General features: G+C 61.2%; 24 protein-coding genes and 1 pseudogene. 17 read left to right on the plus strand and 8 right to left on the minus strand.

Going from position 1 to position 25115, the window contains the following annotated elements:
- Nucleotides 1-37: 37 nt before the first annotated feature.
- Nucleotides 38-217 (plus strand): annotated as a pseudogene (locus ACWIKB_RS18385) (hypothetical protein); the annotation flags it as partial.
- A gap of 120 nt (nucleotides 218-337) precedes the next feature.
- On the opposite strand, the gene trxA reads toward ACWIKB_RS18385, so the two are convergent.
- The 3 genes from trxA to ACWIKB_RS18400 all read right to left on the minus strand — a co-directional run bounded on the left by trxA (nucleotide 338) and on the right by ACWIKB_RS18400 (nucleotide 2465).
- Complete coding sequence (trxA, locus tag ACWIKB_RS18390; protein ID WP_475268646.1) at nucleotides 338-1210, minus strand: thioredoxin; 873 nt, start codon at nucleotides 1208-1210, stop codon at nucleotides 338-340.
- Between the two features lie 137 nt (nucleotides 1211-1347).
- Nucleotides 1348-2004 (minus strand): class I SAM-dependent methyltransferase, encoded by a 657-nt coding sequence (locus tag ACWIKB_RS18395; protein WP_475268648.1) that lies wholly within the window; start codon nucleotides 2002-2004, stop codon nucleotides 1348-1350.
- Nucleotides 2001-2465 (minus strand): hypothetical protein, encoded by a 465-nt coding sequence (locus ACWIKB_RS18400; protein ID WP_475268650.1) that lies wholly within the window; start codon nucleotides 2463-2465, stop codon nucleotides 2001-2003. Before ACWIKB_RS18400 ends, ACWIKB_RS18395 begins: the two co-directional genes overlap by 4 nt.
- Nucleotides 2466-2592: 127 nt before the next feature.
- Here ACWIKB_RS18400 and nrdR point away from each other — a divergent pair, with 127 nt between their 5' ends.
- The 12 genes from nrdR (at nucleotide 2593) to ACWIKB_RS18460 (ending at nucleotide 11538) form a co-directional block, all read left to right on the plus strand.
- The gene (gene nrdR, locus ACWIKB_RS18405; protein ID WP_003228656.1) at nucleotides 2593-3057 is read left to right on the plus strand and encodes a transcriptional regulator NrdR; all 465 of its coding nucleotides are present in this window, start codon (nucleotides 2593-2595) and stop codon (nucleotides 3055-3057) included.
- Nucleotides 3054-4187, plus strand: a complete 1134-nt coding sequence (gene ribD / locus ACWIKB_RS18410) for a bifunctional diaminohydroxyphosphoribosylaminopyrimidine deaminase/5-amino-6-(5-phosphoribosylamino)uracil reductase RibD (protein WP_475268652.1) — start codon at nucleotides 3054-3056, stop codon at nucleotides 4185-4187. The genes nrdR and ribD overlap by 4 nt, the downstream gene beginning before the upstream one ends.
- Nucleotides 4188-4233: 46 nt before the next feature.
- Nucleotides 4234-4896 carry a riboflavin synthase gene (locus ACWIKB_RS18415; RefSeq protein ID WP_054616781.1) on the plus strand — a complete coding sequence of 221 codons (663 nt, stop codon included), beginning with the start codon at nucleotides 4234-4236 and terminating at the stop codon, nucleotides 4894-4896.
- Between the two features lie 16 nt (nucleotides 4897-4912).
- Nucleotides 4913-6004 (plus strand): bifunctional 3,4-dihydroxy-2-butanone-4-phosphate synthase/GTP cyclohydrolase II, encoded by a 1092-nt coding sequence (ribBA, locus tag ACWIKB_RS18420; RefSeq protein ID WP_123596788.1) that lies wholly within the window; start codon nucleotides 4913-4915, stop codon nucleotides 6002-6004.
- Nucleotides 6005-6252: 248 nt separating this feature from the next.
- Entirely contained in the window at nucleotides 6253-6729 is a 477-nt protein-coding gene (gene ribH / locus ACWIKB_RS18425) for a 6,7-dimethyl-8-ribityllumazine synthase (protein WP_003185938.1), read from the plus strand.
- Nucleotides 6726-7226, plus strand: coding sequence for a transcription antitermination factor NusB (gene nusB, locus ACWIKB_RS18430; RefSeq protein ID WP_007944234.1), 501 nt, complete (start codon nucleotides 6726-6728; stop codon nucleotides 7224-7226). The genes ribH and nusB overlap by 4 nt, the downstream gene beginning before the upstream one ends.
- A 21-nt stretch (nucleotides 7227-7247) precedes the next feature.
- Complete coding sequence (gene thiL / locus ACWIKB_RS18435) at nucleotides 7248-8213, plus strand: thiamine-phosphate kinase (protein ID WP_475268654.1); 966 nt, start codon at nucleotides 7248-7250, stop codon at nucleotides 8211-8213.
- Nucleotides 8210-8713 (plus strand): phosphatidylglycerophosphatase A family protein, encoded by a 504-nt coding sequence (locus tag ACWIKB_RS18440; RefSeq protein ID WP_046047355.1) that lies wholly within the window; start codon nucleotides 8210-8212, stop codon nucleotides 8711-8713. The genes thiL and ACWIKB_RS18440 overlap by 4 nt, the downstream gene beginning before the upstream one ends.
- Before the next feature lie 22 nt (nucleotides 8714-8735).
- Complete coding sequence (locus ACWIKB_RS18445) at nucleotides 8736-9470, plus strand: substrate-binding periplasmic protein (protein WP_475268656.1); 735 nt, start codon at nucleotides 8736-8738, stop codon at nucleotides 9468-9470.
- A gap of 234 nt (nucleotides 9471-9704) precedes the next feature.
- Nucleotides 9705-10322, plus strand: a complete 618-nt coding sequence (ribA, locus tag ACWIKB_RS18450; RefSeq protein WP_054052350.1) for a GTP cyclohydrolase II — start codon at nucleotides 9705-9707, stop codon at nucleotides 10320-10322.
- Entirely contained in the window at nucleotides 10319-10738 is a 420-nt protein-coding gene (locus tag ACWIKB_RS18455) for an MFS transporter (RefSeq protein WP_475268657.1), read from the plus strand. The genes ribA and ACWIKB_RS18455 overlap by 4 nt, the downstream gene beginning before the upstream one ends.
- A complete protein-coding gene (locus ACWIKB_RS18460; RefSeq protein WP_475268659.1) occupies nucleotides 10738-11538 on the plus strand; it encodes a cobalamin-binding protein in 801 nt (266 codons plus the stop codon). Before ACWIKB_RS18455 ends, ACWIKB_RS18460 begins: the two co-directional genes overlap by 1 nt.
- Nucleotides 11539-11693: 155 nt before the next feature.
- On the opposite strand, the gene ACWIKB_RS18465 is transcribed toward ACWIKB_RS18460, so the two are convergent.
- From ACWIKB_RS18465 to ACWIKB_RS18485, 5 genes are all read right to left on the minus strand, one after another.
- On the minus strand, nucleotides 11694-13577 hold the full coding sequence (locus tag ACWIKB_RS18465; RefSeq protein WP_475268660.1) for a TonB-dependent receptor domain-containing protein: 1884 nt from the start codon (nucleotides 13575-13577) through the stop codon (nucleotides 11694-11696).
- A 156-nt stretch (nucleotides 13578-13733) separates the two neighbouring features.
- On the minus strand, nucleotides 13734-15632 hold the full coding sequence (gene dxs, locus ACWIKB_RS18470) for a 1-deoxy-D-xylulose-5-phosphate synthase (RefSeq protein ID WP_475268662.1): 1899 nt from the start codon (nucleotides 15630-15632) through the stop codon (nucleotides 13734-13736).
- Between the two features lie 91 nt (nucleotides 15633-15723).
- Entirely contained in the window at nucleotides 15724-16611 is an 888-nt protein-coding gene (gene ispA, locus ACWIKB_RS18475) for a (2E,6E)-farnesyl diphosphate synthase (RefSeq protein ID WP_475268664.1), read from the minus strand.
- A complete protein-coding gene (locus ACWIKB_RS18480) occupies nucleotides 16608-16850 on the minus strand; it encodes an exodeoxyribonuclease VII small subunit (RefSeq protein ID WP_007894317.1) in 243 nt (80 codons plus the stop codon). The genes ispA and ACWIKB_RS18480 overlap by 4 nt, the downstream gene beginning before the upstream one ends.
- A gap of 370 nt (nucleotides 16851-17220) precedes the next feature.
- Nucleotides 17221-17346 carry a hypothetical protein gene (locus ACWIKB_RS18485; protein ID WP_475268665.1) on the minus strand — a complete coding sequence of 42 codons (126 nt, stop codon included), beginning with the start codon at nucleotides 17344-17346 and terminating at the stop codon, nucleotides 17221-17223.
- Nucleotides 17347-17361: 15 nt separating this feature from the next.
- Between ACWIKB_RS18485 and ACWIKB_RS18490 the strand changes: the two genes are divergently transcribed.
- From ACWIKB_RS18490 to ACWIKB_RS18505, 4 genes are read left to right on the plus strand one after another with little or no spacing between them, the layout of a single operon-like run.
- Nucleotides 17362-18153, plus strand: coding sequence for a YfaP family protein (locus ACWIKB_RS18490; protein ID WP_475268666.1), 792 nt, complete (start codon nucleotides 17362-17364; stop codon nucleotides 18151-18153).
- Between the two features lie 51 nt (nucleotides 18154-18204).
- Nucleotides 18205-19917 (plus strand): DUF2138 domain-containing protein, encoded by a 1713-nt coding sequence (locus ACWIKB_RS18495; RefSeq protein ID WP_475268668.1) that lies wholly within the window; start codon nucleotides 18205-18207, stop codon nucleotides 19915-19917.
- Nucleotides 19887-20552: a DUF1175 domain-containing protein gene (locus ACWIKB_RS18500; RefSeq protein ID WP_475268669.1), complete on the plus strand. Its 666-nt coding sequence runs from the start codon at nucleotides 19887-19889 to the stop codon at nucleotides 20550-20552. Before ACWIKB_RS18495 ends, ACWIKB_RS18500 begins: the two co-directional genes overlap by 31 nt.
- A complete protein-coding gene (locus ACWIKB_RS18505) occupies nucleotides 20549-25114 on the plus strand; it encodes an alpha-2-macroglobulin family protein (RefSeq protein ID WP_475268936.1) in 4566 nt (1521 codons plus the stop codon). Before ACWIKB_RS18500 ends, ACWIKB_RS18505 begins: the two co-directional genes overlap by 4 nt.
- Nucleotide 25115 lies beyond the last annotated feature (1 nt).

Below are 25115 nucleotides of genomic sequence, written 5' to 3' on the forward strand. Positions count from 1 at the left end.
GGAGCACGATCTACGTCACAGGCAAAAAGCCTAAGGAGCTGCACGGCTTCCAGATCCCTCCCTCGATGATCAGTCGAGAACTATCGCTCCTGATGGAGCGATAGTCGAGATACAAGGAGCTGCGGCACGCCTGTTGGTGCGCCTGCGCCATTGTGCGGATGTGAAGGTGGTGAGCGGCGGGGATACGCCGTTGTACAGCTGGCAAGAGCCAGCGTAGGAGCTGCCGAAGGCTGCGATTTTTTGATCTTTCGGTTGTTCCGGCACCGCAAAAACAAGATCAAAAGATCGCAGCGTGCCGCAGCTCCTACGGGATCGGGTTCACAGGGCCCGAATCCGATTAATACAACGCTGCGAACAACTTGCGACGGTACGTGGTCACCAGCGGGTGATCGTTGCCCAGCAGTTCGAATACCTGCAGCAAGGTCTTGTGTGGCAAGCCTTCGCTGTAGCTGCGGTTGCGGATGAACAGCTTCAGCAACGAGTCCAGCGCCGGTTCATATTGTTGACGGGCCAGTTGCTGAATCGCCAGTTGGTAGACCGCTTCATCGTCCTGCGGGTCTTTTGCCAGGCGTGCTTTCAAATCCGCCGCATCCGGCAAATCCTTGGCCTGGCCGAGGAACTGGATCTGCGCCTTGGCACCGGCCAGCGCAGCCTTGTGCTCATCGGTCTTGACCGCGTCGAGCACGGTTTGCGCTTCACCCAGTTCGCCACGCTCGGTGAGGCAGCGGGCATACAGGATCAGCGCTTTGGCGTTGGTGTTGTCTTCGCCCAGCAGCACTTTGAGAACGGCTTCGGCGTCGGCGAAACGACCTTCGTCGAAGAGTGCCTGAGCCTGTTCGAACGGATCGGCAGCGGCCGGCGGCGGCATCTGCACATGCGGTTCAAGCATGGTGCGGACAGCGGATTCCGGTTGGGCACCGGCAAAACCGTCTACTGGTTGACCGTCCTTGAACAGCACCACGGTCGGCAGGCTGCGAATGCCGAAGCGCGAGACGATGTCCGGCTCGACGTCGCAATTGACCTTGGCCAACAGCAGTTCGCCCTGATAACTCTCAGCGATGGTTTGCAGCATCGGCATCAGCGCCTTGCACGGCGCACACCATTCGGCCCAGAAATCCACCAGCACCGGTTTGTGAAAAGAGTTCTCGATCACCGACTGGTCGAAATCGGCAGTCGTGGCGTCGAAGATGTACGGCGTTTCCTGACTCATGGGGGATCTCGTAAAAGCGTGGATACGCTCACTATAAGGGCTGGCGCAAAAGATCGCAGCCTTCGGCAGCTCCTACATTGACCGCGTGTGAACCCGATCCTGTAGGAGCTGCCGAAGGCTGCGATTTTTTGGCGGCTTCATGCACGCCGGGCATGGTAAAGGCTCACATACCGAAACTCTTCGGGCTCAGCCAGATCGGGCAAGGTCATCGCCTCCAGCATCTCGATGCGCCGATACAACGGATGACGAAAATCCCGAACCCGTGAATCCGCGACCAAGGCTTCCTGGCCGCGACTCAGGAACTCATCGAGCAGCGGCAGATTCGCCCGGTCGTACAGCACGTCCGCCACCAGAATCAGATCAAACCGATCCGCCTCGGCAAAAAAATCCGTCGAATAATTGAGTTCTACGTCATTAAGCTGAGCATTCGCCCGACACGCCGCAATCGCCAGCGGGTCCAGGTCACAGGCCACCACTTCCAGTGCGCCGGCCTTCAGAGCGGCAATCCCGGCCACCCCGGACCCGGCACCGAAATCCAGCACCCGTTTGCCTTTGACCCACTCTGGAAACTCAGCGAGATAACGCGCCACCGCCAAGCCACTGGCCCAGCAGAAACTCCAGTAGGGCGGTTCGTGCAGAATCCGTCGGGTTTCTTCCGGGCTGAAGGCTCGGTCCATGTTGTCGCCGTCGATCAGCCAGAGTTTCAGGTCGGTGTCCGGTAACGCGCAAGCGACGAGCTGTGCATCACCGAGCAACTCACCCAACGCCTGTTGCAGGTCGAGCGGTGCAATCATGGTGCTTTGACGAATTGCAGTTGGCCCAGGGCCTGGGTCGTCGGCTGGGTAATGGTTTGCGACGGCAGGTGCAAAATCAGCTGGCCGGACTGGGTGGCGCGGCCACGTAGCTCAACGCGGGCACCGATCGGGAAGGATTCAGGGTTGAAGCGCAGGCGAAACGGCAACACCTGATTAGTGCCGATCAGACTGGAACTGGCGAGCAATTGTTGCGGGCGGGATTTATCGTCGATCACCAGCAGCGCCAGTTCCACTTCGGCACCGGCGGGCACGCCCTGCAGGGTGCCGCTCAATTCACGCTGATATGCCGGCAGCGGGCCGAGGTCGGCCGATTCCTTGGCTTTCTTCTGCGCAGCTTGTGGCGCCGGGCCTGGGGTCGGCGGCTGGGGCTTGGGCGCATCGCTGCCGCAGGCCACCAGCAGGCTTAAAACACTGAGCAAGACGAGCGGTCGTAGCGACATGTGTGGCTCCAGCAAGGTGAAATCCATGAATCAAACATATAGCTCGTCTGTATACCGCAAACCCTATGGCTTGTCTTGCCACGGGGATGCGCTACCATGGCCCTCCCTTTTTTTGTTGCCTGCCACCATGCACTGTCCCTTCTGCGGTGCCAACGACACCAAGGTCATCGACTCGCGTCTGGTCGCCGAGGGCGAACAGGTGCGCCGCCGGCGTGAATGCCTGGCCTGCGGCGAGCGTTTCACGACGTTCGAGACTGCCGAACTGGTGTTGCCGCGCCTGATCAAAACTGACGGCAGCCGTCAGCCGTTCGACGAAGAAAAACTCCGCGCCGGCATGCAGCGGGCGCTGGAGAAGCGCCCGGTGAGTGTCGAGCGCCTCGAGTCGTCGCTGGTGCACATCAAACACAAACTGCGCGCCACCGGCGAGCGTGAGGTCAAATCCCTCGTGGTCGGTGAACTGGTGATGGCCGAGCTGCAAAAGCTCGACGAAGTCGCCTACATTCGTTTCGCCTCCGTGTATCGGCGCTTCCAGGACTTGAACGAGTTCCGCGAAGAGATCGATCGCCTGGCCCGTGAGCCGGTGAAAGAATGACCACCTCCGCAGAACAAGCCATCCTCGACGCCCATTACATGGCCCGCGCCCTTGAACTGGCGCGCAAAGGTCACTACACGACTCACCCCAACCCACGGGTTGGTTGTGTGATCGTGAAGGACGGGCAGATTGTCGGCGAAGGCTGGCACGTGCGCACCGGCGAACCCCACGCCGAAGTCCACGCCTTGCACGCTGCCGGCGACAAGGCCCGGGGCGCCACCGCTTACGTGACCCTCGAACCTTGCAGCCACCACGGTCGCACGCCGCCCTGCGCCGATGCGCTAGTGAATGCCGGCCTCGCCCGTGTAGTCGCGGCGATGCAGGACCCGAACCCGTCGGTGGCCGGTCGCGGCATGCAGCGCCTGGCCCAGGCCGGGATCGCCACCGAAAGCGGCGTGCTGGAAGGTGAGGCGCGCAAGCTTAATGAAGGTTTCCTGAAGCGCATGGAGCACGGCTTGCCGTTCGTGCGGGTCAAGTTGGCCATGAGCCTCGACGGTCGCACGGCGATGGAAAGTGGCGAAAGCCAATGGATCACCGGCCCGGCCGCACGTTCGGCGGTACAACGCCTGCGCGCCCAGGCCAGTGTGGTGCTGACCGGTGCTGACACAGTGCTGGCGGATGACGCGCGTTTGACCGTGCGTGCCGCAGAGTTGGGCCTGGACGCTGAGCAAACTGCCCTGGCCATGAGCCGTCCGCCACTGCGCGTGCTGATCGACGGTCGCCTGCGCGTGCCGCTGGATGCGCCGTTCTTCAAGGCTGGCCCGGCGTTGGTCGCCACCTGCATGGCGATTGAAGAACAGTACGCCAACGGTCCGGAATGTTTGATCGTGGCCGGCGACGATGGTCTGGTGGACCTGCGCAAACTGCTGGTCGAACTGGCCAACCGTGGGGTCAACGAAGTGTTGGTCGAAGCAGGCCCGCGCCTGGCCGGGGCTTTTGCCCAGCAAGGTCTGGTGGATGAATTCCAGATATTCATCGCCGGCAAGTTCCTCGGCTCTTCGGCCCGCCCGTTGCTGGACTGGCCGTTGACGCAAATGAAGGATGCGCCTGAGCTCAAAATCACCGAAATTCGCGCGGTTGGCGATGACTGGCGAGTCATCGCCATTCCTGTGCCAGCAGCGAGCGTATAATTCCCGGCCTGCGCCACGCGACGGCTTTGTTCTCGAGGAGGACTTCATGTTTACCGGCATCATCGAATCCATCGGCAGTATTCGTGCATTGACCCCAAAAGGCGGAGATGTGCGGGTTTACGTAGAAACCGGCAAGCTCGACCTGAGCGACGTCAAACTGGGCGACAGTATTGCGGTCAACGGCGTATGCCTGACTGCGGTTGAATTGCCAGGCAACGGCTTTGCGGCGGACGTCAGCCGCGAAACCCTCGACTGCACCGCCATGAACGACCTGAAAAGCGGCAGCCCGGTCAATCTGGAAAAAGCCCTGACCCCGACCACTCGCCTCGGCGGGCACCTGGTCAGCGGTCACGTCGATGGCGTGGGCGAAGTGGTTGCCCGCACCGAGAATGCTCGCGCTGTGGAATTTCGCATCCGCGCGCCGAAAGACCTCGCCAAGTACATCGCCCATAAAGGCTCGATCACCGTCGACGGCACCAGCCTGACTGTGAACGCGGTCGATGGCGCCGAGTTCTTGCTGACGATCATTCCCCACACCCTGAGCGAAACCATCATGGCGTCTTATCAGCCAGGTCGCCGGGTGAATCTGGAAGTGGACTTGCTGGCACGTTATCTGGAGCGCCTGCTGTTGGGCGATAAGGCCGCAGAGCCAACTTCTGGAAACATCACCGAAAGCTTTCTGGCCGCTAACGGCTACCTCAAATCCTGACTCAAGGGGGTGCCTTGTGGCGCTCAATAGCATCGAAGAACTGGTTGAAGACATCCGCCAAGGCAAGATGGTCATCCTCATGGATGACGAAGACCGCGAGAACGAAGGCGACCTGATCATGGCCGCCGAGTGCTGCCAGCCTGAACACATCAACTTCATGGCCAAGCACGCCCGTGGCCTGATCTGCATGCCGATGAGCCGCGAGCGCTGCGAACTGCTGAAGCTGCCGTTGATGGCGCCGCGCAACGGTTCCGGTTTCGGCACCAAGTTCACCGTGTCGATCGAAGCCACGACTGGCGTGACCACAGGCATCTCTGCCGCCGACCGCGCCCGTACCGTACAGGCCGCCGCCGCCAAGGATGCCAAGGCTGAAGACATCGTCAGCCCGGGCCACATCTTCCCGCTGATGGCCCAACCGGGCGGCACCCTCGCTCGCGCCGGCCACACCGAAGCCGCTTGCGACCTGGCGCGCATGGCCGGTTTCGAGCCGAGCGGCGTGATCTGCGAAGTGATGAACGACGACGGCACCATGTCCCGCCGCGCCGAACTGGAAACCTTCGCCGCCGAACACAACATCAAGATCGGCACCATTGCCGACCTGATTCACTACCGGATGATCCACGAACGTACCGTTCAGCGGATTGCCGAGCAGCCGCTGGACAGCGAACTGGGCCAATTCAACCTGGTGACCTATCGTGATTCCGTGGAAGGCGACGTGCACATGGCCCTGACCTTGGGCACCGTGTGCGCTGAAGAGCCGACCCTGGTTCGAGTGCATAACATGGACCCGCTGCGCGACTTGTTGATGGTCAAGCAACCGGGCCGCTGGAGCCTGCGCGCCGCCATGGCCGCGGTGGCTGAGGCCGGCAGCGGTGTGGTGCTGTTGCTCGGTCATCCGCTCGATGGCGACGTATTGCTGGCGCACATCCGCGAAACCGCGGAGCACGTCCCGGCGAAAAAACCGACCACCTACAGCATTGTCGGTGCCGGTTCGCAGATCCTGCGGGACCTGGGCGTACGCAAAATGCGCCTGATGAGTGCGCCAATGAAATTTAATGCGATATCCGGTTTCGATCTGGAAGTTGTAGAATACGTGCCCTCCGAATAAGACGCCGGGTTTTGGCCTCGTTGTTCGCTCAAGGCATGTTTGATTTATTGTGGCGAGGGAGCTTGCTCCCGTTTGGGTGCGCAGCGCCCACAAGAGGGGCCGCTACGCAGCCCAGCGGGAGCAAGCTCCCTCGCCACAAAGATGTGCAAGTGAACACCGATGTGCGATTTCCGACGCTGTATTCGCGGTTCAAATATCACTGAGGGACGCGTAGAAAACGCGTCCCGGCTCTTTAAGAGATCTAACGAATGACCCTGAAGACCATCGAAGGTACCTTCATCGCCCCTAAAGGCCGCTACGCTTTGGTAGTGGGCCGTTTCAACAGCTTCGTCGTTGAAAGCCTGGTTAGCGGTGCAGTTGATGCCCTGGTTCGCCATGGCGTGAGCGAAAGCGACATCACCATCATCCGTGCGCCTGGCGCCTTCGAAATTCCGCTGGTTGCGCAGAAAGTCGCTCAGAAGGGCGAATACGCGGCAATCATCGCCCTGGGCGCGGTCATTCGTGGCGGTACTCCGCACTTCGAATACGTGGCGGGCGAATGCACCAAGGGCCTGGCCCAGGTGTCCATGGAGTTCGGCGTTCCGGTCGCTTTCGGCGTCCTGACCGTTGATTCCATCGAGCAAGCCATTGAACGTTCCGGCACCAAGGCCGGTAACAAAGGTGCCGAAGCTGCCCTGTCCGCTCTGGAAATGGTCAGCCTGCTGGCGCAGTTGGAGGCCAAGTGATTAGCGACGAAAGTGATCGTTTCAACCCGCGCGATCCAAAGCCTGCGGATGCCGGCAAGCCATCGAAAAGCGTCAAGCGTCGCGAAGCCCGTCAGCTCGCGACTCAAGCGCTGTACCAATGGCACATGGCCAAGCAGTCGCTGAACGAGATCGAAGCGCAGTTCCGGGTCGATAACGATTTCAGCGATGTCGATGCTGCCTACTTCCACGACATCCTGCACGGCGTTCCAGCGCACCGCACCGAGATCGATACGGCCCTGGCCCCGTGCCTGGACATTACGATCGAAGAGCTGGACCCGGTTGAACTGGCCGTTCTGCGCCTGTCCACCTGGGAGCTGATCAAGCGTGTCGACGTGCCTTACCGCGTTGTGATCAACGAAGGTATCGAGCTGGCGAAAGTCTTCGGTTCCACCGACGGCCACAAGTTCGTCAACGGTGTGCTCGACAAGCTGGCCCCACGTCTGCGTGAAGCTGAAGTGAAGGCATTCAAGCGCTAATCTGCGCTTGATAGCTGCCACATGGGCGAGTTTGAGCTGATCCGCAATTTCTTCGCCGCCGCGCCTTGTGCGCAGGGCGGCGAGGGCGTTGCTCTTGGGATCGGTGATGACTGCGCCTTGCTGGCTGTTCCTCTTGGGGAACAGTTGGCGATATCCACCGACACGCTCGTTGCCGGTGTGCATTTCGCAGATCCCTGCGACCCGTTTTTGCTCGGTCAGCGCTCGCTGGCTGTAGCGGTCAGCGACCTGGCCGCCATGGGCGCCACCCCCGTTGCCTTTACCCTTGCCCTGACGTTGCCGACGGTGACCGCCGATTGGCTGGACGCCTACGCCCGTGGTTTGAATGTGATGGCGCAGAGTTGTGGTGTGGCGCTGATCGGTGGTGATACCACCCGTGGGCCACTGAGTGTGACCATGACTGTGTTCGGGCGCGTGCCGGCCGGTCAGGCGTTGACTCGCAGTGGCGCACAGCCGGGTGACTTGCTGTGTGTCGGTGGTGAGTTGGGCAATGCTGCCGGGGCCTTGCCGCTGGTGCTCGGTCAACGGACCGCTGATGAAGCCGTCGCCGATCCTTTGTTACGCCATTACTGGTCGCCGCAACCGCAACTGGCCCTCGGCCAGGCGTTGCGCGGCAAAGCCACCTCGGCGCTGGACATCTCCGACGGCCTGCTCGCCGACTGCGGGCATATCGCGCTCGCGTCGAAGGTCGGCATTCAGGTGGAGCGGAGTAAGCTGCCCATATCGCAAGCGTTGCTGGCCTTCCTCGGTCAATCAGGCGCCGAAGATGCCGCCCTGAGTGGTGGCGACGATTACGTGCTGGCCTTCACCTTGCCGCCCGTCGAATTGTCCAGGCTGTTGGCGGACGGCTGGCCGGTTCATGTGGTCGGCCAGGTCGTAGCGGGGCAGGGCGTTGTGCTGCTGGACGCTGACGGACAAGACATCACCCCGCAAACCCGGGGCTATCAACATTTTCGGGAGACACCGTGACCGATCATCCCAAGCAGACCCCGGCGGAGTTCGTACCGCCTTCGGTCTGGCGCAATCCTTGGCATTTCCTGGCGTTCGGCTTCGGCTCGGGCACCTTGCCAAAGGCACCTGGCACCTGGGGTTCGTTAGTTGCGCTACCCTTTATCCCGTTGTGGCAGATGTTGCCCGACTGGGGTTACTGGCTGATGCTCGGCATCACCATGCTGTTCGGCTTCTGGCTATGTGGCAAAGTCGCCGACGATTTACGGGTACATGATCACGAAGGCATCGTCTGGGACGAGATGGTCGGGATGTGGATCACCCTGTGGCTGGTACCGGAAGGCTGGTACTGGTTGCTGGCGGGATTCTTGATGTTCCGGTTCTTTGACATCCTCAAGCCATGGCCGATTCGCTGGATCGACCGGCATGTGCATGGCGGTGTCGGGATCATGCTCGACGACGTGTTGGCCGGGGTCTTTGCGTGGCTGGGGATGCAGGGCCTGGTGTGGTTTTTCGCCTGAATAACGAGGCAGGGGTCTAAGGATGGCTCGACGCTGGCTGATGGTGATTTTCGCGCTATTTTGCTCCCTCGCCCAAGCGGGGGATGCCGCACCGATGCCGTCCGTGATTCATCTGGCCAGCGAAGACTGGGAAGACTACACCGCCGCTGATGGTCACGGCCTGGGTTGGGACGTGCTGCGCGCGATCTTCGAGCCGGCCGGGGTCAATCTGGACATCCGCACCGAACCCTACACCCGTGCCGTCGGCCTGGCCCAGCGCGGGGAAGTGGATGCCTGCGTTGGCGCCTATCGCGATGAGACCAGTGATGTGCTCTATCCGCACTGGAACTTCGACACCGATCACATCTACGCCCTTGGTCTGGCGAGCAATCCGGCGCCGACCCTGGACACCCTCGGCAGTTATCGACTGGCCTGGGTGCGCGGCTACAAATACCAGGATTACCTGCCGAACGTGCAGCGCTATAACGAAGTGGTACGGCGCACTGGCATTCTGTCGATGCTGACCCATAACCGCGCCGACTATTACATCGATGCGCTGACCGAAATCAATTACGTGGTCGCCCGAGCCCGGGACCCGTCGCAATTCCGTCGAACCCACATCGCCGAGTTGCCGCTGTACTTGTGCTTTGCCAACAACCCCAAGGCCCGTGTGCTGATGGCGTTGTTTGACCAGCGCATGGAATCGTTGGTGAAAAGCGGCCAGTTGAAACCGATCTTTGAGAAGTGGAAGCAGCCGTATCCGTTTGGCACAGACTGAACACGAATCCATTGGCATATGATGATCCCCTGTGGGAGCGGGCTTGCTCGCGAATGCGGTGGGTCAGTCACACTGATACCAACTAACCCACCGCTTTCGCGAGCAAGCCCGCTCCCACAGTGATCAAACTTTTTGATTGTTATGCCCCATAATTCAGCCTAAGCGTCTGAAAGAAGCTGCTGTTACAATGCCGCCTCTGCGAATCTCCAGTACTTATTGATCAGGAGCACACCGGTGCCTGTCGTTTTTGTCGCCGCTTCGAAGCTGCCAACGCCTTTTGCGCAATTCACCATGCACGGCTTTCTCGATGAAGAGAACGGACGCGAGCACGTGGTGCTCAGCCTGGGCGATTTCGCCGACGGTGCCCCGGTACTCGGCCGGTTGCATTCCGAATGCCTGACCGGCGATGCCTTGTTCAGCCAGCGCTGCGACTGCGGCTCGCAACTGGAGGCGGCGTTGCAGGCCATCGCCCGTGAAGGCCGTGGCGTGTTGCTCTACTTGCGTCAGGAAGGCCGGGGCATTGGCCTGTTGAACAAAATCCGCGCCTACGAGTTGCAGGATGGCGGCGCCGACACCGTTGAAGCCAACGAGCGTCTGGGTTTTGCCGCCGACCAGCGTGACTACGCCATGTGCCTGCCGATGCTCCAGCACCTGGGCGTGAAATCCCTGCGCCTGATGACCAACAACCCGCGCAAGGTCAAAGCCTTGACCGACATGGGCATCGTGGTCGCCGAGCGTGTGCCGCTGCACACCGGGCACAACCCGCACAACAAACTCTACCTGGCCACCAAGGCCAGCAAGCTCGATCACATGATGGGCAACGAGCACCAGGGCGAGGCAGACCGGGCGTGACCCGGGGTCAGGTTCGGCGCCGACTGTCCTTCAACTGGTGGCAATACCTGGCGCTGGCGTTGTTGCCGCTGTTCGTGATCAACGGCGTGTTCGGCCAGGGCGAGGCTATTTTGCCGGTGCTGGCGATGCCGCTGTTCATCGCCGGTGTGGCCTCGATGTTTGTCAGCCTGAAGTTCTTCAGCGGCTACAAGCATGCGCTGATCGCCACCCAGAAAGCCCTCGATACCCCTGAAGAACCCGCTGCCTGGATTGCCCTGGCTGCCAAGCGTCGTACTGCGTTCCTGGCGGCTGGCCTCCCGGCATGGATCGGTGCGTTGGCCGTGTTCGTCGGCCTCGAAGCCGTGCCGCTGATGCTGCTGGCGCTGTCGACTGCGGTGCTGTTCTACCTCTACCGTATCCCGCGTCAACTCGGCTGATGCGTCGCCATTGGCTGGCGGTTTTGCTGTTGGCCGTCAGTGGCTCGGCGATGGCGGTCGAACGGGTTGTCAGCCTCGCGCCGTCACTCTCTGAAATCGTTGTTGAACTGGGTTCCGCCGACTTGTTGGTCGGGGTGCTGGATGCCGGTGAGCGTCCCGCCGAACTCAAGGAGCTTCCTTCCGTTGGCCGCTATGGTCAGTTGGACATGGAGCGCTTGCTCAGCCTCAAACCCGATCTGCTATTGCTCTGGCCCGGCAGCGTCGGCCCGGCCCAGCGTGAACAGCTCAAGCGCCTGAACATTCCCACCTACGTCGCCGAACCCCACAACCTCGCACAGCTCACCGCGCAGATTGAAGCGATTGCCACGCAACTCGGCCGGCCGGAGCGAGGCGTCACATTGGCGGCTGACCTGCGCCAGAAACTGGATAGCCTGCGCCAGCGCTATCGCCGGGACAATCCGTTGCAGGTGTTCTATCAGGTCTGGGATCGGCCGCTGTACACCGTGGGCGGCGGGCAGATCATCAGCGATGCGCTTGAAGTGTGCGGGGCGCGTAACGTGTTCGCCGACCTGACATTGCCGGCGCCGCAGGTCAGCGTTGAGGCGGTATTACAGCGCAATCCCGAGGTGATTCTGGCCAGTGATCAGGCGCAGCTGGACGCGTGGAAAGCCTGGCCGCAGGTGACGGCAGTGGCTCGCGGGCAATTGTTGTTGGTGACGGATAAAGGGTTGGAGCGGCCGAGTGGGCAGATGATTGAGGCGACGGCCAAGTTGTGTCAGCTGATTGCGCCCGACCGTTGAGACCGAGGCGCCTGCTTCGCGAGCAAGCCCGCTCCCACATGATCATTCCCACGCTCTGCGTGGGAATGCCGCCATGGACGCACCGCGTCCGTTCCTGATGTGACGCAGAGCGTCACGGGATGCATTCCCACGCGGAGCGTAGGAACGATCGTGCGCTAGAGCTCCGGCGTCCAGGTCACCCCAAACATCCACGCCCGACCTTCCTCACGATACCCGTACTGACTGCCGTCAAAACTGTACAACGCCCGGCTATAGCCCTTGTCGAGCAGGTTGTCGACCTTCAACTCAAGCTTAACTTCTCGATTCAACGCCCAACTGCTGCGCAACCCAAGCAAGGCATAACCACCCAACGGCTGCCGGTTGTTCTCATCGTCATAGCTGTTGCTGACCGCTTGCCAACTGGCACCCAGACCCAGCCGATCAAACTGCCGATCCAGATCCAGACTCAACGTGCGTCGCGCCCGTCGGGCCAAGGTATGGCCGCTGTCGCGATCCCGCGGGTCGATAATCGCCATACCGAGGTTGCTCTGCCAGCCGAACAGTTTCTGCTTCAGCGCCGCTTCGAAACCGTTGATGCGTGCTGAGGCCACGTTCTGCGGACGGTTGTTGCTACCGAAGATAATCGCGTCTTCCAGGTCCGTACGGTACAGCGATGCTTCCAGTCGGCCGGTGTCGGTCAACTGGCTGCGCCATTGCAGCTCATAGCTTTTCGAGGTTTCAGGTTTGAGGTCCGGGTTGCTGAAGTCCGGGTAATACAAGTCGTTGAACGTCGGCGCGCGGAAGCCTTCGCTGTAGGTCAGCAGCACGTCGTTGTCCGGGTTCAGCGGAAGGGTGAAAGTGCCGCTCCAACTGTTCTGGCCGCCGAATTGTTGGTTCTGGTCCCGACGCAGGCCCAGTTCCGTGGAGAAGCTGTCAGCCTGGTAGCGATGCTGAATGAAGGCCGCGCGGTTCCAGCGACTGTCCTCGTCGAACGGCGTGCTGCTGTTGATTCGGTCTTCATACCAGTCGCCACCGAGGATCAGGCTGTTGCGCTCGTTGAGCGTCAGGTCGTTTTGCCAGTTCACCGAATCGCGGTAGGTGTTGAACACCGAGCGCTCGTCGCTGAGTTTATCGAGGGTCTTTTCGCGATTTTCGCTGTGGCCGAATTCGACGCGGGTTTTCCAGGCGTCGTTGATGCGCGCGTCGATGTAACTGCTGACGCTGCTGACATCGAACTCACTGTAAGGCTGCTGTTGGACCGATTCGAAGGTGTTCGTGTCGAAGCGGCCGAACGGGTTGTCGAATTCGCTTTTGCCACGGTTATCCAGCACGTTGGCACCGATTTCGATGTCATCCGTGAGGGCGTGGCTCAGGCTCAGGCTCACGGATTTATTGCGGTACTCGTCGTGATCGCCATCGCTGGGATACGACTCGTGGCTGCGATTGATCCCGGCGGTTTCATCAAGGCTGGCGCCGAGATTGAAGCGGGTTTTCTCATCGCCACCAGACAATCCGAGACTGCGTTCCCACGTCTGATTGCTGCCAAAACCCACATGCAGGCGCGGTTGCAAACCTTGTTCGCCGCCACGACGGGTAAAAATCTGGATCACCCCGCCAATTGCATCACTGCCATAAATCACCGAACGGGAGCCACGCAACACTTCCACGCGCTCGATCTGTTCGATATTCAGGTGTTGCAGGTTGCTGTCACCGGATGTGGTGCTGCCGATGCGTTGGCCATCCACCAGCACCAGGCTTTGGGCCGACTTGGTGCCGCGAATGTAAATCCCCGGCAAGCTGCCGCGCCCACCGGTTTGCCCGACTTGCACGCCCGGCACACGACGCAACAGGTCGGTGACGCTGCTTGGTTGCAGGCGGTCGATGTCTTCGCGGGTGAACACGGTGTTGGCGGCGCTGCTGTCGTTGCGCGCTTCGACCTGGCGGTTGGCGCTGATCAACACGTCGGGGAGCTTGAGGGCCTGGTCGCGTTCGAAGGTGTCGGCCAGGAGTTGGCCAGCTGGCAGCAAGGTCAGCGTCAGGGCGAGGCGGGGGAGGTTCATTGGCAGCCCATTGGCAATCTGGAGCAGATACATATTTGAAGGTTGCGCAAAACCAATGTGGGAGCGGGCTTGCTCGCGAAGGCGGTGGGTCAGCAACATTTAAGTCGACTGACAGTCCGCTTTCGCGAGCAAGCCCGCTCCCACAGGGTTTTGCGTTTAGATATTCAGCAGTTGCAGGCGCTCACGCACCGACGCTTCAATCCCGGCTTCATCCAGTCCACACTCCGCCAGCATTTGCGCAGGCTTGGCGTGTTCGACATAGCTGTCCGGCAAGCCCAGGTGCAGCATCGACTTGAGGATGTTCTCGCGGGCGAGGAACTCGCTGACCGCACCACCGGCGCCGCCCATGATCGCGTTCTCTTCGATGGTCACCAGCAGCTCGTGGCTGCCGGCGATTTCGCGAACCAGTGCTTCATCGAGCGGTTTGACGAAGCGCATGTCGACCACGGTCGCATCCAGCGTCTCGGCGACTTTCAGCGCCTCGGCCAGTTGCACGCCGAACACCAGCAGGGCGACTTTATTACCCTGACGGCGAACCACACCCTTGCCGATTTCAATCGGTTGCAGGTCTTTCTCGATGGTTGCGTTCGGGCCATTGCCACGCGGGTAACGCACTGCCGCCGGGCCGTTGTACAGGTGGCCGGTGGTGAGCATTTTGCGCAGTTCGTTTTCGTCGCTCGGGGTCATCACCAGCATGCCGGGGATGCAGCGCAGGAACGACAGGTCGAAACTGCCCGCGTGGGTCGGGCCGTCTTCGCCCACCAGACCGGCGCGGTCGATGGCGAACAGCACGTCGAGGTTTTGCACCGCGACGTCATGGATCAGTTGGTCGTAGCCACGCTGCAGGAACGTCGAATAGATCGCCACCACCGGTTTCGCGCCTTCGCAGGCCATGCCCGCAGCGAACGTAACGGCGTGCTGCTCGGCAATCGCCACGTCGAAGTAGCGCAGCGGGAAACGCTCGCTGAACGCCACCAGGTCCGAGCCTTCCTTCATCGCCGGGGTGATCCCGACCAGACGCGGATCAGACGCGGCCATGTCGCACAGCCATTCGCCGAATACACCGGAATACTTCGGCCCGCCAGACTTCTTCGGCGCAGCAGCCGGCGCATCAACCGGTTCGAGTTTGGTGATCGCGTGGTAACCGATCGGGTCGACTTCCGCCGGGGCGAAGCCTTTGCCTTTCTTGGTGACGACGTGGAGGAATTGCGGGCCTTTGAGATCGCGCATGTTGCGCAGGGTGGCGATCAGGGTCGGCAGGTCGTGGCCATCGATCGGGCCGATGTAATTCCAGCCCAGCTCTTCGAACAGCGTGCCGGGGACCAGCATGCCCTTGGCGTATTCTTCGGTACGCCGGGCGATTTCCCAGGCGCCGGGCAGACGCGACAGGACCTTTTTGCTGCCTTCACGCATGCTTGCGTAAGTGCGGCTGGAGAGGATCTTCGCCAGGTAATTCGACAAACCGCCGACGTTGCGCGAGATCGACATGTCGTTGTCGTTGAGGATCACCAGCATGTTGGCGTTCACTTCCGGCGCGTGGTTCAGCGCCTCGAAGGCCATGCCGGCGGTCAGTGCACCGTCGCCGATCACCGCGATTGCCTTGCGATCACTGTTTTGCAGGCGGGCGGCAATGGCCATGCCCAGCGCTGCGCTGATCGAGGTGCTGGAGTGGCCGACGCCAAAGGTGTCGTACTCGCTCTCGGAACGACGCGGGAAGGCCGCGACGCCGTCCTTCTGGCGCAGGGTTCCCATGCGCTCGCGACGGCCGGTGAGGATTTTGTGCGGATAGGCCTGATGACCCACGTCCCACACCAGCCGGTCGTCCGGGGTGTCGAAGACGTAATGCAACGCGATGGTCAGCTCGATGACGCCCAGGCCGGCACCGAAATGCCCGCCGGTCTGACCGACCGTATAGAGCAATTCCAGGCGCAATTCATCGGCCAGGGTTTCCAGCTCGGCTTCACCTAACCGGCGCAGGCCGTCCGGCGTGTTGGCGCGGTCGAGCAGGGGCGTGGTCGGGCGCTTGCGGGGAATCTCATGAAACGTCGTGGGCATCAGGCGAATCGTTATAGGTATAGAAGAGGCGGCAGTTTACCTGATGCATCGGCCCCTGCCCACGCGTTGCTCTTTTTTGGCGGATACGCTGTCAGCTGCGCCGTTCGACGATATAGCGGGCCAGGTCACGCAAAGGCTCGGCTGCCGCGTCAAACGGTCGCAGCGCATGCAAGGCCTGATCGCGCAGTTCCAGGGCGTAAGCCTTGGCCGCATCGAGACCGAGCAGCGCCGGGTAGGTCGGCTTGTCCCGGGCAATATCGGCACCCTGACGTTTGCCGAGGGTTTCGGTATCGCTTTCGACGTCGAGAATGTCGTCCTGGACCTGGAACGCGAGGCCGATGGCCTGTGCATAGGTCTGCAACGACTTGAGTTCGTCTTTCTCGGCGCGGCCACTTGCCAGGGCGCCGAGTTTGACGCTGACCTCGATCAACGCGCCGGTCTTGTGCCGGTGCATGGTTTCGAGGGCTTTTTGATTGAGCTTGAGGCCGACCGAACCGAGGTCGATGGCTTGACCGCCGACCATACCCGCCGGGCCTGCGGCCAACGCCAGGGCGCTGACCATTTGCAGACGGATTTCGGCGTCCGAGGTGCTCAGGCGCGGGTCAAGCAGGGCGCTGAACGCCAGGCTCTGCAAGCCGTCACCGGCGAGGATCGCGCAGGCTTCATCGAATTTTTTGTGTGTGGTCGGCTGGCCGCGACGCAAATCGTCGTCGTCCATGGCTGGCAAATCGTCATGCACCAGGGAATAGGCGTGAATCAGCTCTACCGCGCAAGCCGCGCCGTTGGCCTGCTCAGCCTTACCGCCCAGCGCTTCGCACGCGGCGTAGGCCAGCAGCGGGCGCACACGCTTGCCGCCATTCATCACGCTGTAGCGCATGGCTTCATAGAGGCGGGCGAGCTCGGGGCTTGGCGGGTTGAACAGGGTGTCCAGTGCTGCGTTAACGCGGGCCTGGCTGGTCGCCGAATACGCTGCAATCATTCTGGCTGATCCGCGTCGAAGGGTTCCTCGGCCAGCTCGCCATCACGCTCGAGCAGCACTTGAACCTTTTGCTCAGCCTGGGCCAGCGCTGCCTGGCAATCGCGGGTCAGACCGATGCCTTGCTCGAAAGCCGTCAGCGAATCTTCCAGCGACAACTCGCCGTTCTCCAGTCGCTCCACCAGCGTTTGCAGGTCAGCGAGGGATTGTTCGAAATCCAGTGCAGCTTTTTTGCGGGCCATGGCGGCTATTTCCGGTTGACGTTAAACCGGCGCGACACTAGCAGACATGGGGGTTATGGGCAAATGAGCGGGGTTTTGAAACCTGTTCCCTGGGCATGAGCACAATCCCTGTGGGAGCGGGCTTGCTCGCGAAGGCGGCGTGTCAGTCACTCTAGATGTGGCTGATGGATCGCCTTCGCGAGCAAGCCCGCTCCCACAGTTGAGTTCTTCATCTGTCAGGCATCGGTGCACGGTCCTTCGCCACAAGGAATGTCGTTTTTGGGACAGTGGAAAATTATTCAGCTCATTCCGTGAGCCGAATAACCGCTCTATTCGGCTCACGCCCAACAATCACCGTGATTTCCACCACAAATAAAGATGTATCTGATTGTTAAAAAACTGCCGAATGGCTAACCTTCGCGCCTTCTACGACCCAATAGTCACGGGTCATTCTGACGAAACGCAGTTTTTGCATCTGTAACGCGCCGAGGATCGGGCGCAAGGTTTCGTTGTGCATGGCAGGAGGCGTCACATGCGTTGTCTTATTTCACTGCTGATGATGCTGGCCTGGGCCTCTGCTGCCTGGGCCGAGCCGACGGCTGAAATGTCGGAGCCCGTGGGCGGCTGGCGCTATAACGGCTTGCTCGATCGCAGTGAAAACCCTCAAGTCGCCTATCCCACACCGCCCATCGACCGGGGCGTGCAGCGCAATCGCACGATGATCGAAGGGCAGCTCAAGGCCATCGGCACTCAGCGCGGGCCGCACACCCTGGCGGTCAACGGCAATCCACTGAACCTGTACACCGACGACGAAGGGCGTTTCGCCCGGCCGTATGCGTTTGGCGCCGGTTCCAACAGCGTCGAAGTGCGCAGCGCCGAGGGCAAGTCGCTCAAGCGCGTTCAATTCTATGAAGCCAACAACCTGCGCACCCCAGCGCGGATTCGCGTGGTGCTGGGCTGGGACGATCCCAAAGCCGAGCTCGACCTGCACATCATCACCCCCGACGGCCAGCACGCGTTCTTCGCCCATACGGCGTTGACCAACGGTGGCGGCCTCGACCCGGACGGCGTCGATGGCCCCGGCCCGGAAATGTTCACCATGACCGCACCGATGCATGGCACCTATCTGGTTTACGTGAACTATTGGGGCAACTTCGGCAGCGAAGGCTATAACTTCGATGAGACCAGCAACCAGAACGAGGTCATCACCTCGCAAATCAACCTGGTGCTCAACGAAAACACCATCGACGAAAAACGCGAGACATTCATCGTGCCCTTGCGGGCCATCGGTGACCTGTTGCTGGTCAAGACTTTCAACTATTAAGCATCCCGCTCCACGGATGAACTGCTGAGCTTTGGGAACATGAGCGTGAACATGAGCGATAACACTGTGACTCCTGCTGTTGACGCAACGGCTGCCAAACCTTCACGTCGCTGGCCGGCCGTAGTGATCGGGCTGTGCCTGGTGGCCGGCGTGGCGGGCGGGTTGGGCTGGTTCATGCACAAACCCAAAGTGCCGCTGGCGGCGTTGGCCAGCGACAAACTGGGCATGAGCCGCCCGGACGGTCTGCTGGAAACCAACTCCTTGAGCCAATTGCCCAAGGACTTGCTGGCCGTGCCGTTCCTCAAGGAAACCCTGACCGAAGATTTCGTCTTCTATTACGAAGCCCACGCCGATCGCCTCGGCTTGATCGGCAGCTTGCGGCGGATCATTTACGAACATGACCTGAAGCTGCAGGACAGCCTGATCGAGCAGCTTTTCGATCAGCCGGCGGACGTGGCGCTGTGGCGTGGGGCGGATGGTCGCCTGAAAGACTTCTTGCTGGTGATGGATCGCGGTGGTCTGGCCAAGGTGCTGGAGCCGTTGGCCAAGGTCGCATTGGACGACACGCAACTGACTCAAGTCGGCACGGTGAAAGTCGGTGCTGATGATGTGGCGCTCTATCAACTGACCTACAACGCAACGAAAGCACTGCTGTTTGCCTCCCATGGCGACAAACTGGTGGTGCTGTCCAATCCGACCAAACTCTACGACGCGGACAACGGTGCGTCTGAAGAGTCGGGCGCCGTTTCGACCAAGTCCATCGCCGCATTGCTCAGCGGCGAAAAGCTGTTCCCCGAAGCCTTCGGCCTGCAACCGCGCGCGCCTGAGGTTAAACAACGGCTGTCGGTCAATTCCAGCGTTTTGGCCATGGGTTACCAGCGTTTCATCCCGAACTTCGCTGGCCTGCGCTTCGACATGGACGACAAGGGCTGGCACAGCTTCCTCGCCATGGACGAACTGGACAACCAACCGGACTTCGATTTCAAACCGATCTGGCAAGCCATGCCGATGGGCGCCAGCGCCTGCGTGGCCTTGCCGCTTGCCGCCGAGCAACAGAAACCCTTGCTGGTTAAACTCGGCGCCGAAGAAAAAGTCGCCCAGGCCCTGACTGAACACATGGCCGGCGCGGCGGGCCTGTGCTGGTACGCGGATTCGCGGCTGTACACGCCACTGCTGGTGGCCAGCCTGAACGACAGCGACAGCGCCAAACTCGATGGCGACTTGGGTAATCTGTTCGGCTCGATGGTCGGCGCTTATGAAGGCAACGTCGAAGAACACGCGTTCCCGGTGATCGAGAAGAAGGAAGGCGAATCCCATCAGTGGCAACGTCAGGTCAGCTCCAACTTCGGCCCTTATAAAGCCAAGGATGCCGAGAACCCCGACGCCATCACCGGCAAGGCGTTCATGAAAGTCAGCCTGGCCCGCCACGGTTCGACGCTGCTGTTCTCCCTCGACGACAAGCTGGTGGACAAAGCCCTCGGCACCCTCGACAAACGCTTCCCGCCCATGGCCGACGTGGTGCCGAAAGACCTGCTGATGCCGGTCTACTTCGGCCCGGATTCCATGGCGCAACTGATGCAACAGGAAACCCTCGACAGCCTGCCCCAGGACATGGAGCCGGTGTTCTACAACGCCGCGCAAACCTACCTGATCCCGAAACTGCGCAAGCTCGGCGGTTACGGCAAGTACGCGCTGACCCTGCCAAAAGGCAGCGAGCCCGACGGCCACTGGCAATGGTTGCCGCTGGAGTGGAAAGCCCTGTGACAGCCCTTATCCGAGGCCTCGGCCTGCTGGCGATGTTGCTGGGCAGTCGGGTGTTTGCCTCCGAACCCGCGCCGCTCGATGTGCAGCAATCCCAGGTGTTCCGCGCCTGGTTTGTGCGCATCGCCCAGGAACAACTGACCCAAGGCCCGAGCCCGCGCTGGTATCAGCAGGACTGCGCGGGCCTGGTGCGTTTCGCCGCCAACGAAGCGCTGAAAGTCCACGACGACAAATGGCTGCGCAGCAATGGCCTGTCCAACCGCTACCTGCCGCCGGAGCTGCAATTGAGTGAGGCCCAGCGCGGGCTCGCCCAACAATGGCAGCAGGGCGGCGGCAAGGTCGGGCCGTACGTCAACGCAATCAAACTGATTCAGTTCAACAGCCATCTGGTGGGCCGCGATGTGTCGCAGGCCCGGCCCGGCGACCTGATGTTTTTCGATCAGGGCGACGACCAGCACCTGATGATCTGGATGGGCCGCTACATCGCCTATCACACCGGCACCACCACCCCCACTGACAACGGCATGCGATCCGCGAGCCTGCAGCAACTCATGACATGGAAGGACACCCGATGGATACCCGACGCAGCCAACCCCAACTTCATCGGCGTCTATCGACTGAACTTTCTCTCCCAATGATCGGTGCCCGCATGCTGCGTTTACTGCCTCTGCTGTTGGTTTTAGTGCTGCCGTTTTCGGCGGTGAATGCCGAAGACACCGTCGAGCCAAGCGGCTACACGCCGGTGGCCGGTGAAAGCTTTTTCCTGCTGGCGGACAGCAGTTTCGCCAGTGACGAGCAGGCGATGGTGCGCCTCGAAGCGCCGGGCCGTGACTATCGCCGGTTTCGCATGGAACCTTATGGCGGCGCCGACATTCGCGTGTACCGCATCGACAAGCCGCTGGATTTCCTCAAGCGCCAGAAGAACCTGCACCGCGTAGTCAGTGACGGCCAGTTCAAGGGCGAAGGCCTGTCGAACACCCTCGCGTACCTGTGGGACAACTGGTACCGCAAATCCCGTCGCGTGATGCAACGGGCGTTTTCTTACGAGTCCCGTAAACAAGTCACCGAGGAAGTGCCTGAGCTGAAGATGGGCACCGCGATTGCCGCGCCAACGCCGTACGACGCTCAGCCGCAATTCGCGCTGATTCCGGGCCTGCCGGTGGTCAGTCAGTTCCGTTATCCACTGTGGGAAGCCAAACCGATCCAGCCGCCCGCTGGCGTGAACCTGGCCGGTTCTTCCAGTGAATTCGTCAGCGTCGCGCCGGGCAATGTGTACATCCCGTTGGGCCACCTGAAACCGGGTCTGTACCTGGTGGAAGCGCTGATCGGCAAGTACCGCGCGACCACCATGGTTTTCGTTTCCAACACCGTGGCCGTGAGCAAGATTGCCGGTGATGAACTACTGGTGTGGGCTGCGCGCAAACACGAAGGCAGTTCGGTACCAAAAGTGAATGTGCTGTGGACCGATGGCCTCGGCGTAATGAGCAGCGGCGCCACCGATGCTGATGGTTTGCTGCGCCTGAAACACGTCAGCCCCGAGCGTTCGTTCGTGATCGGAGAAGACGAAGAGGGCGGGGTGTTTGTCTCCGAAAACTTCTATTACGACAGCGAAATCTACGACACCAAACTCTATGCCTTCACCGACCGGCCGCTGTACCGGCCGGGGGATTGGGTGTCGCTGAAAATCGTCGGACGCGAGTTCAAGAACGCCCGGGACTCCGTGGCGCCGACCGCTGCCGACGTCAACGTGACGGTGCTCGATGCCACCGGCACCGCGCTGCAATCCCTGGCGCTGAAGCTCGATTCCAAGTCCGGCACCCAGGGCCGTTTCCAGTTGCCGGACAACGCGGTGGCGGGCGGTTATGAACTGCGTTTCAGCTACAAGGATCAGGCTTACAGCAGCGCGTTCCGTGTTGCTGAATACATCAAGCCGCACTTCGAAATCTCGCTCAATTTGGCCAAGCAGGATTACCGCACTGGCGAACCGGTGAAGGGCAGCCTGGTGTTGTTGTACCCGGACGGCAAACCGGTGGCCGACGCCAAGTTGACCCTGAGCCTGCGTGCCCAACAGCTGTCGATGGTCGATAACGAACTGCAATACCTCGGGCAATTCCCGATTGAGCTGACCAGCACCGAACTGACCACCGACGCCAAGGGCAACGCGACCCTCGACCTGCCGGCCGCTGACAAACCGAGCCGCTACATGCTCACCGTGTTCGCCAGCGATGGCGCGGCGTATCGGGTCAAGACCACCAAGGAAATCCTCATCGACCGTGGCGCCGCGAGCTTCAGCCTGCGCGCACCGCAACGCTTCAGCGCAGTCGGCGACAAGGTTGCATTCCGCTACGTGAACGAAGGCGGTAGCGAGCAAAGCAAAGCGGTTACGCCGAGCAGCTACAGCTGGGTGCGTCTGGAAGACCAGACCACCGGCGACGGCAAACTCACCGCGAAAGACAAAGGCTTCAGCCTCGCGTTCGACCGTCCGGGCACCTACAACCTGACGCTGAAGGATGACCATGGCCGCGTGGTCGGTGCGACCGGTCATTCGGTTACCGGCGAAGGCGTCAAAGCCGTGCCGGGCACCGTGGAAATCGTCCTCGACAAACCCGAGTACAAGGCCGGCGACGAAGCCATGGCGTTGATCACGTTCCCGGAACCGATCAGCGATGCGCTGCTGTCCCTGGAGCGGGACAAGGTCGAGGCCACGGCGCTGCTGTCCAAGGGCGCTGACTGGTTGAAGATGGAAAAACTCAGCGAAACCCAATACCGCGCGCGCATTGCGGTGAAGGACAACTTCGCGCCGAACCTGACGTTCTCGGTGTTGTACACCAAGGGCGGCCAGTACAGCTTCCAGAACGCTGGCATCAAGGTAGTGACGCCGCAAATTGACGTGGCGATTGCGACGGACAAAGAGTCGTATCAGCCGGGCGATACGGTGTCGGTTGACCTGACCACCCAGTTCGCCGGCAAACCGATTCCGGCGCACCTGACGGTCAGCGTCGTCGATGAAATGATCTACGCGCTGCAACCCGAAGTCGCGCCGACCATCGACCAGTTCTTCTACCACCCGCGCCGCAACAACGTGCGCACCAGCGCTAGCCTGTCGTTCATCAGCTACGACGTGGCGTTGCCGGGCAGCCCTGGCGCGCCGGGCAAAGCCAACCGCAGCGAGCGGGGCGTGAAAGTACTGGAGCGGCCGCGTCGTGAAGACGTCGATACCGCTGCATGGCAGCCGGAATTGATCACCGACGCCAATGGCAAAACCCGCTTCACCTTCAAGATGCCTGACTCGCTGACCCGCTGGCGCATCACTGCACGGGCCATCGCCGATGACGGTCAGGTCGGGCAGAAGAAGCAATTCGTGCGTTCGGAAAAACCGCTGTACCTGAAGTGGAGCGGCCCGACTAAATTCCGCACTGGCGACAAACCGGACCTCGGCGTGTTCGCCTTCAGTCAGGCCGAAAAACCGGTCAAGGCTGAGTTGGTGATTCATTACGGCGGCGCCGATCAGCGTGTGCCTGTGACCCTGAATAACGGCATCAACTACATCGCACTGCCGTCGTTCGCACTCGCGAGTGGCGACTGGACTGCCGAACTGGTGCAGGACGGCAAAACCGCCGACGCCCTGGCCGTGCGCCTGACCGCGACCGGCGAAGGCTGGCAGGTCACGCAAAGCCAAAGCCTGGACGTGGCCAGCGGTGATACGCCGCTGACCTTGCCGGCGGACGCGACGGACATTCGCCTGCGTCTGGATGACAGTCCGCAAGCGCTGTTCCGTTCGGCCCTCGATGATTTGCTGAGCTATCCGTACGGTGGCGTCGAGCAGACTGCCAGCCGTTTGCTGCCGCTGAGCATCGCCTATCCATCGCTGTCGTCGAATCCACAGATCCGCGATCGCTTGCGCCTGATCATGCAAAACAGCCGTCTGCGCCTGGTGCAAATGGCCGGGCCTTCGGCGAGTTTCACCTGGTGGGGCCAGGACGGGGAACCGGATGCGTTCCTCACCGCTTACGCCTATTACGCTGATTGGTACGCCAGCAAAGCGCTGGAACTGAGCCTGCCGCCGGAGCATTGGCAGCGGGTGCTGGAGGTGTATTCCAAGCAAGCGAAGAACACGCCGCTGTTGCAACGGGCGTTGATCCTGTCGTTCGCCAAACAGATGCAATTGCCGGTGAACACTTTGCTCAGTGGCTTGATGGATGACCTGGCGAAGGCCGGCGACGGCAACGCGGCGAACCTGATGGACGATGGCGAAGACAGCATTGTCATGAGTGATCCAGATTCGGCGCTGGGCCTGGCGGCGGCGCGTGCGCTGACCGCTTCTTTGGCCAAGCAGTCCAAAGTGACGCTGCCGGATGCATTCAATCGTCAATTGCCGGATGCGCAACAACGTCTGGCAGTCAGTTCGCAGCCGTTTGCCGAAGCGCTGAACCTGTCGCTGCAAGCCTTCGATCAGGCTCACGCGCAACAGCTATTGCAACGTCTGCTGCCACAGCAATCGACCCTGGAACGCGCCTTGGCACTGAGCTGGTTGCAGCGCAGCATCGAACAGGCTTCGCCGACCATTGCACTGGCGCCGGGTGAAGGCTGGAAGAAACGCTACGGTGATACCGGTGAGATGTACTGGACGTGGCAGGGCGCGACGCCTGTGCCGCCAGTGTTGTCGCTGGCCGGTACACAAGAACGTCCGCTGCGCGCCGCGTTGAGCTACCAGACCAAGCAACCGGCAATCGATCCAATGGCCGTGACCATCACCCGTCGCCTGTCGCGTCTGGTGCCGGGCGACGAAGCGTTCGAATTCAAACTCGAAGCGGTCGGCACCAAGCCGTTGTCCAGCGACAGCCTGTACCTGGACGAAGTGATCATCACCAGCAAAGCCGCGAAACCGCTGCGCTACGGCATGATCGAAGTGCCGCTGCCACCGGGCGCCGATGTCGAGCGCACCACGTGGGGCATCAAGTTGATGGGCAAGGCTGGCACCGAACCGACGGCGCTGGAAAAGGCGCGTTTCGAACCGGGTCAGATGGCTTACGGGATTCCCGTGGACGCCTTGAGCGGTGAGTTGCGCGTGCGTCACTTGGTGCGCTTCTCACAGAAAGGTCAGTTCAACCTGCCGCCGGTGCGCTTCACTCAGGTCTACGCGCCACAGCATCAGGCCCAGGAACAGAAACCGGCACTCGGCCAGGTCACGGTCAACTGAC

The organism is Pseudomonas sp. 5Vm1k (genome assembly GCF_056161485.1).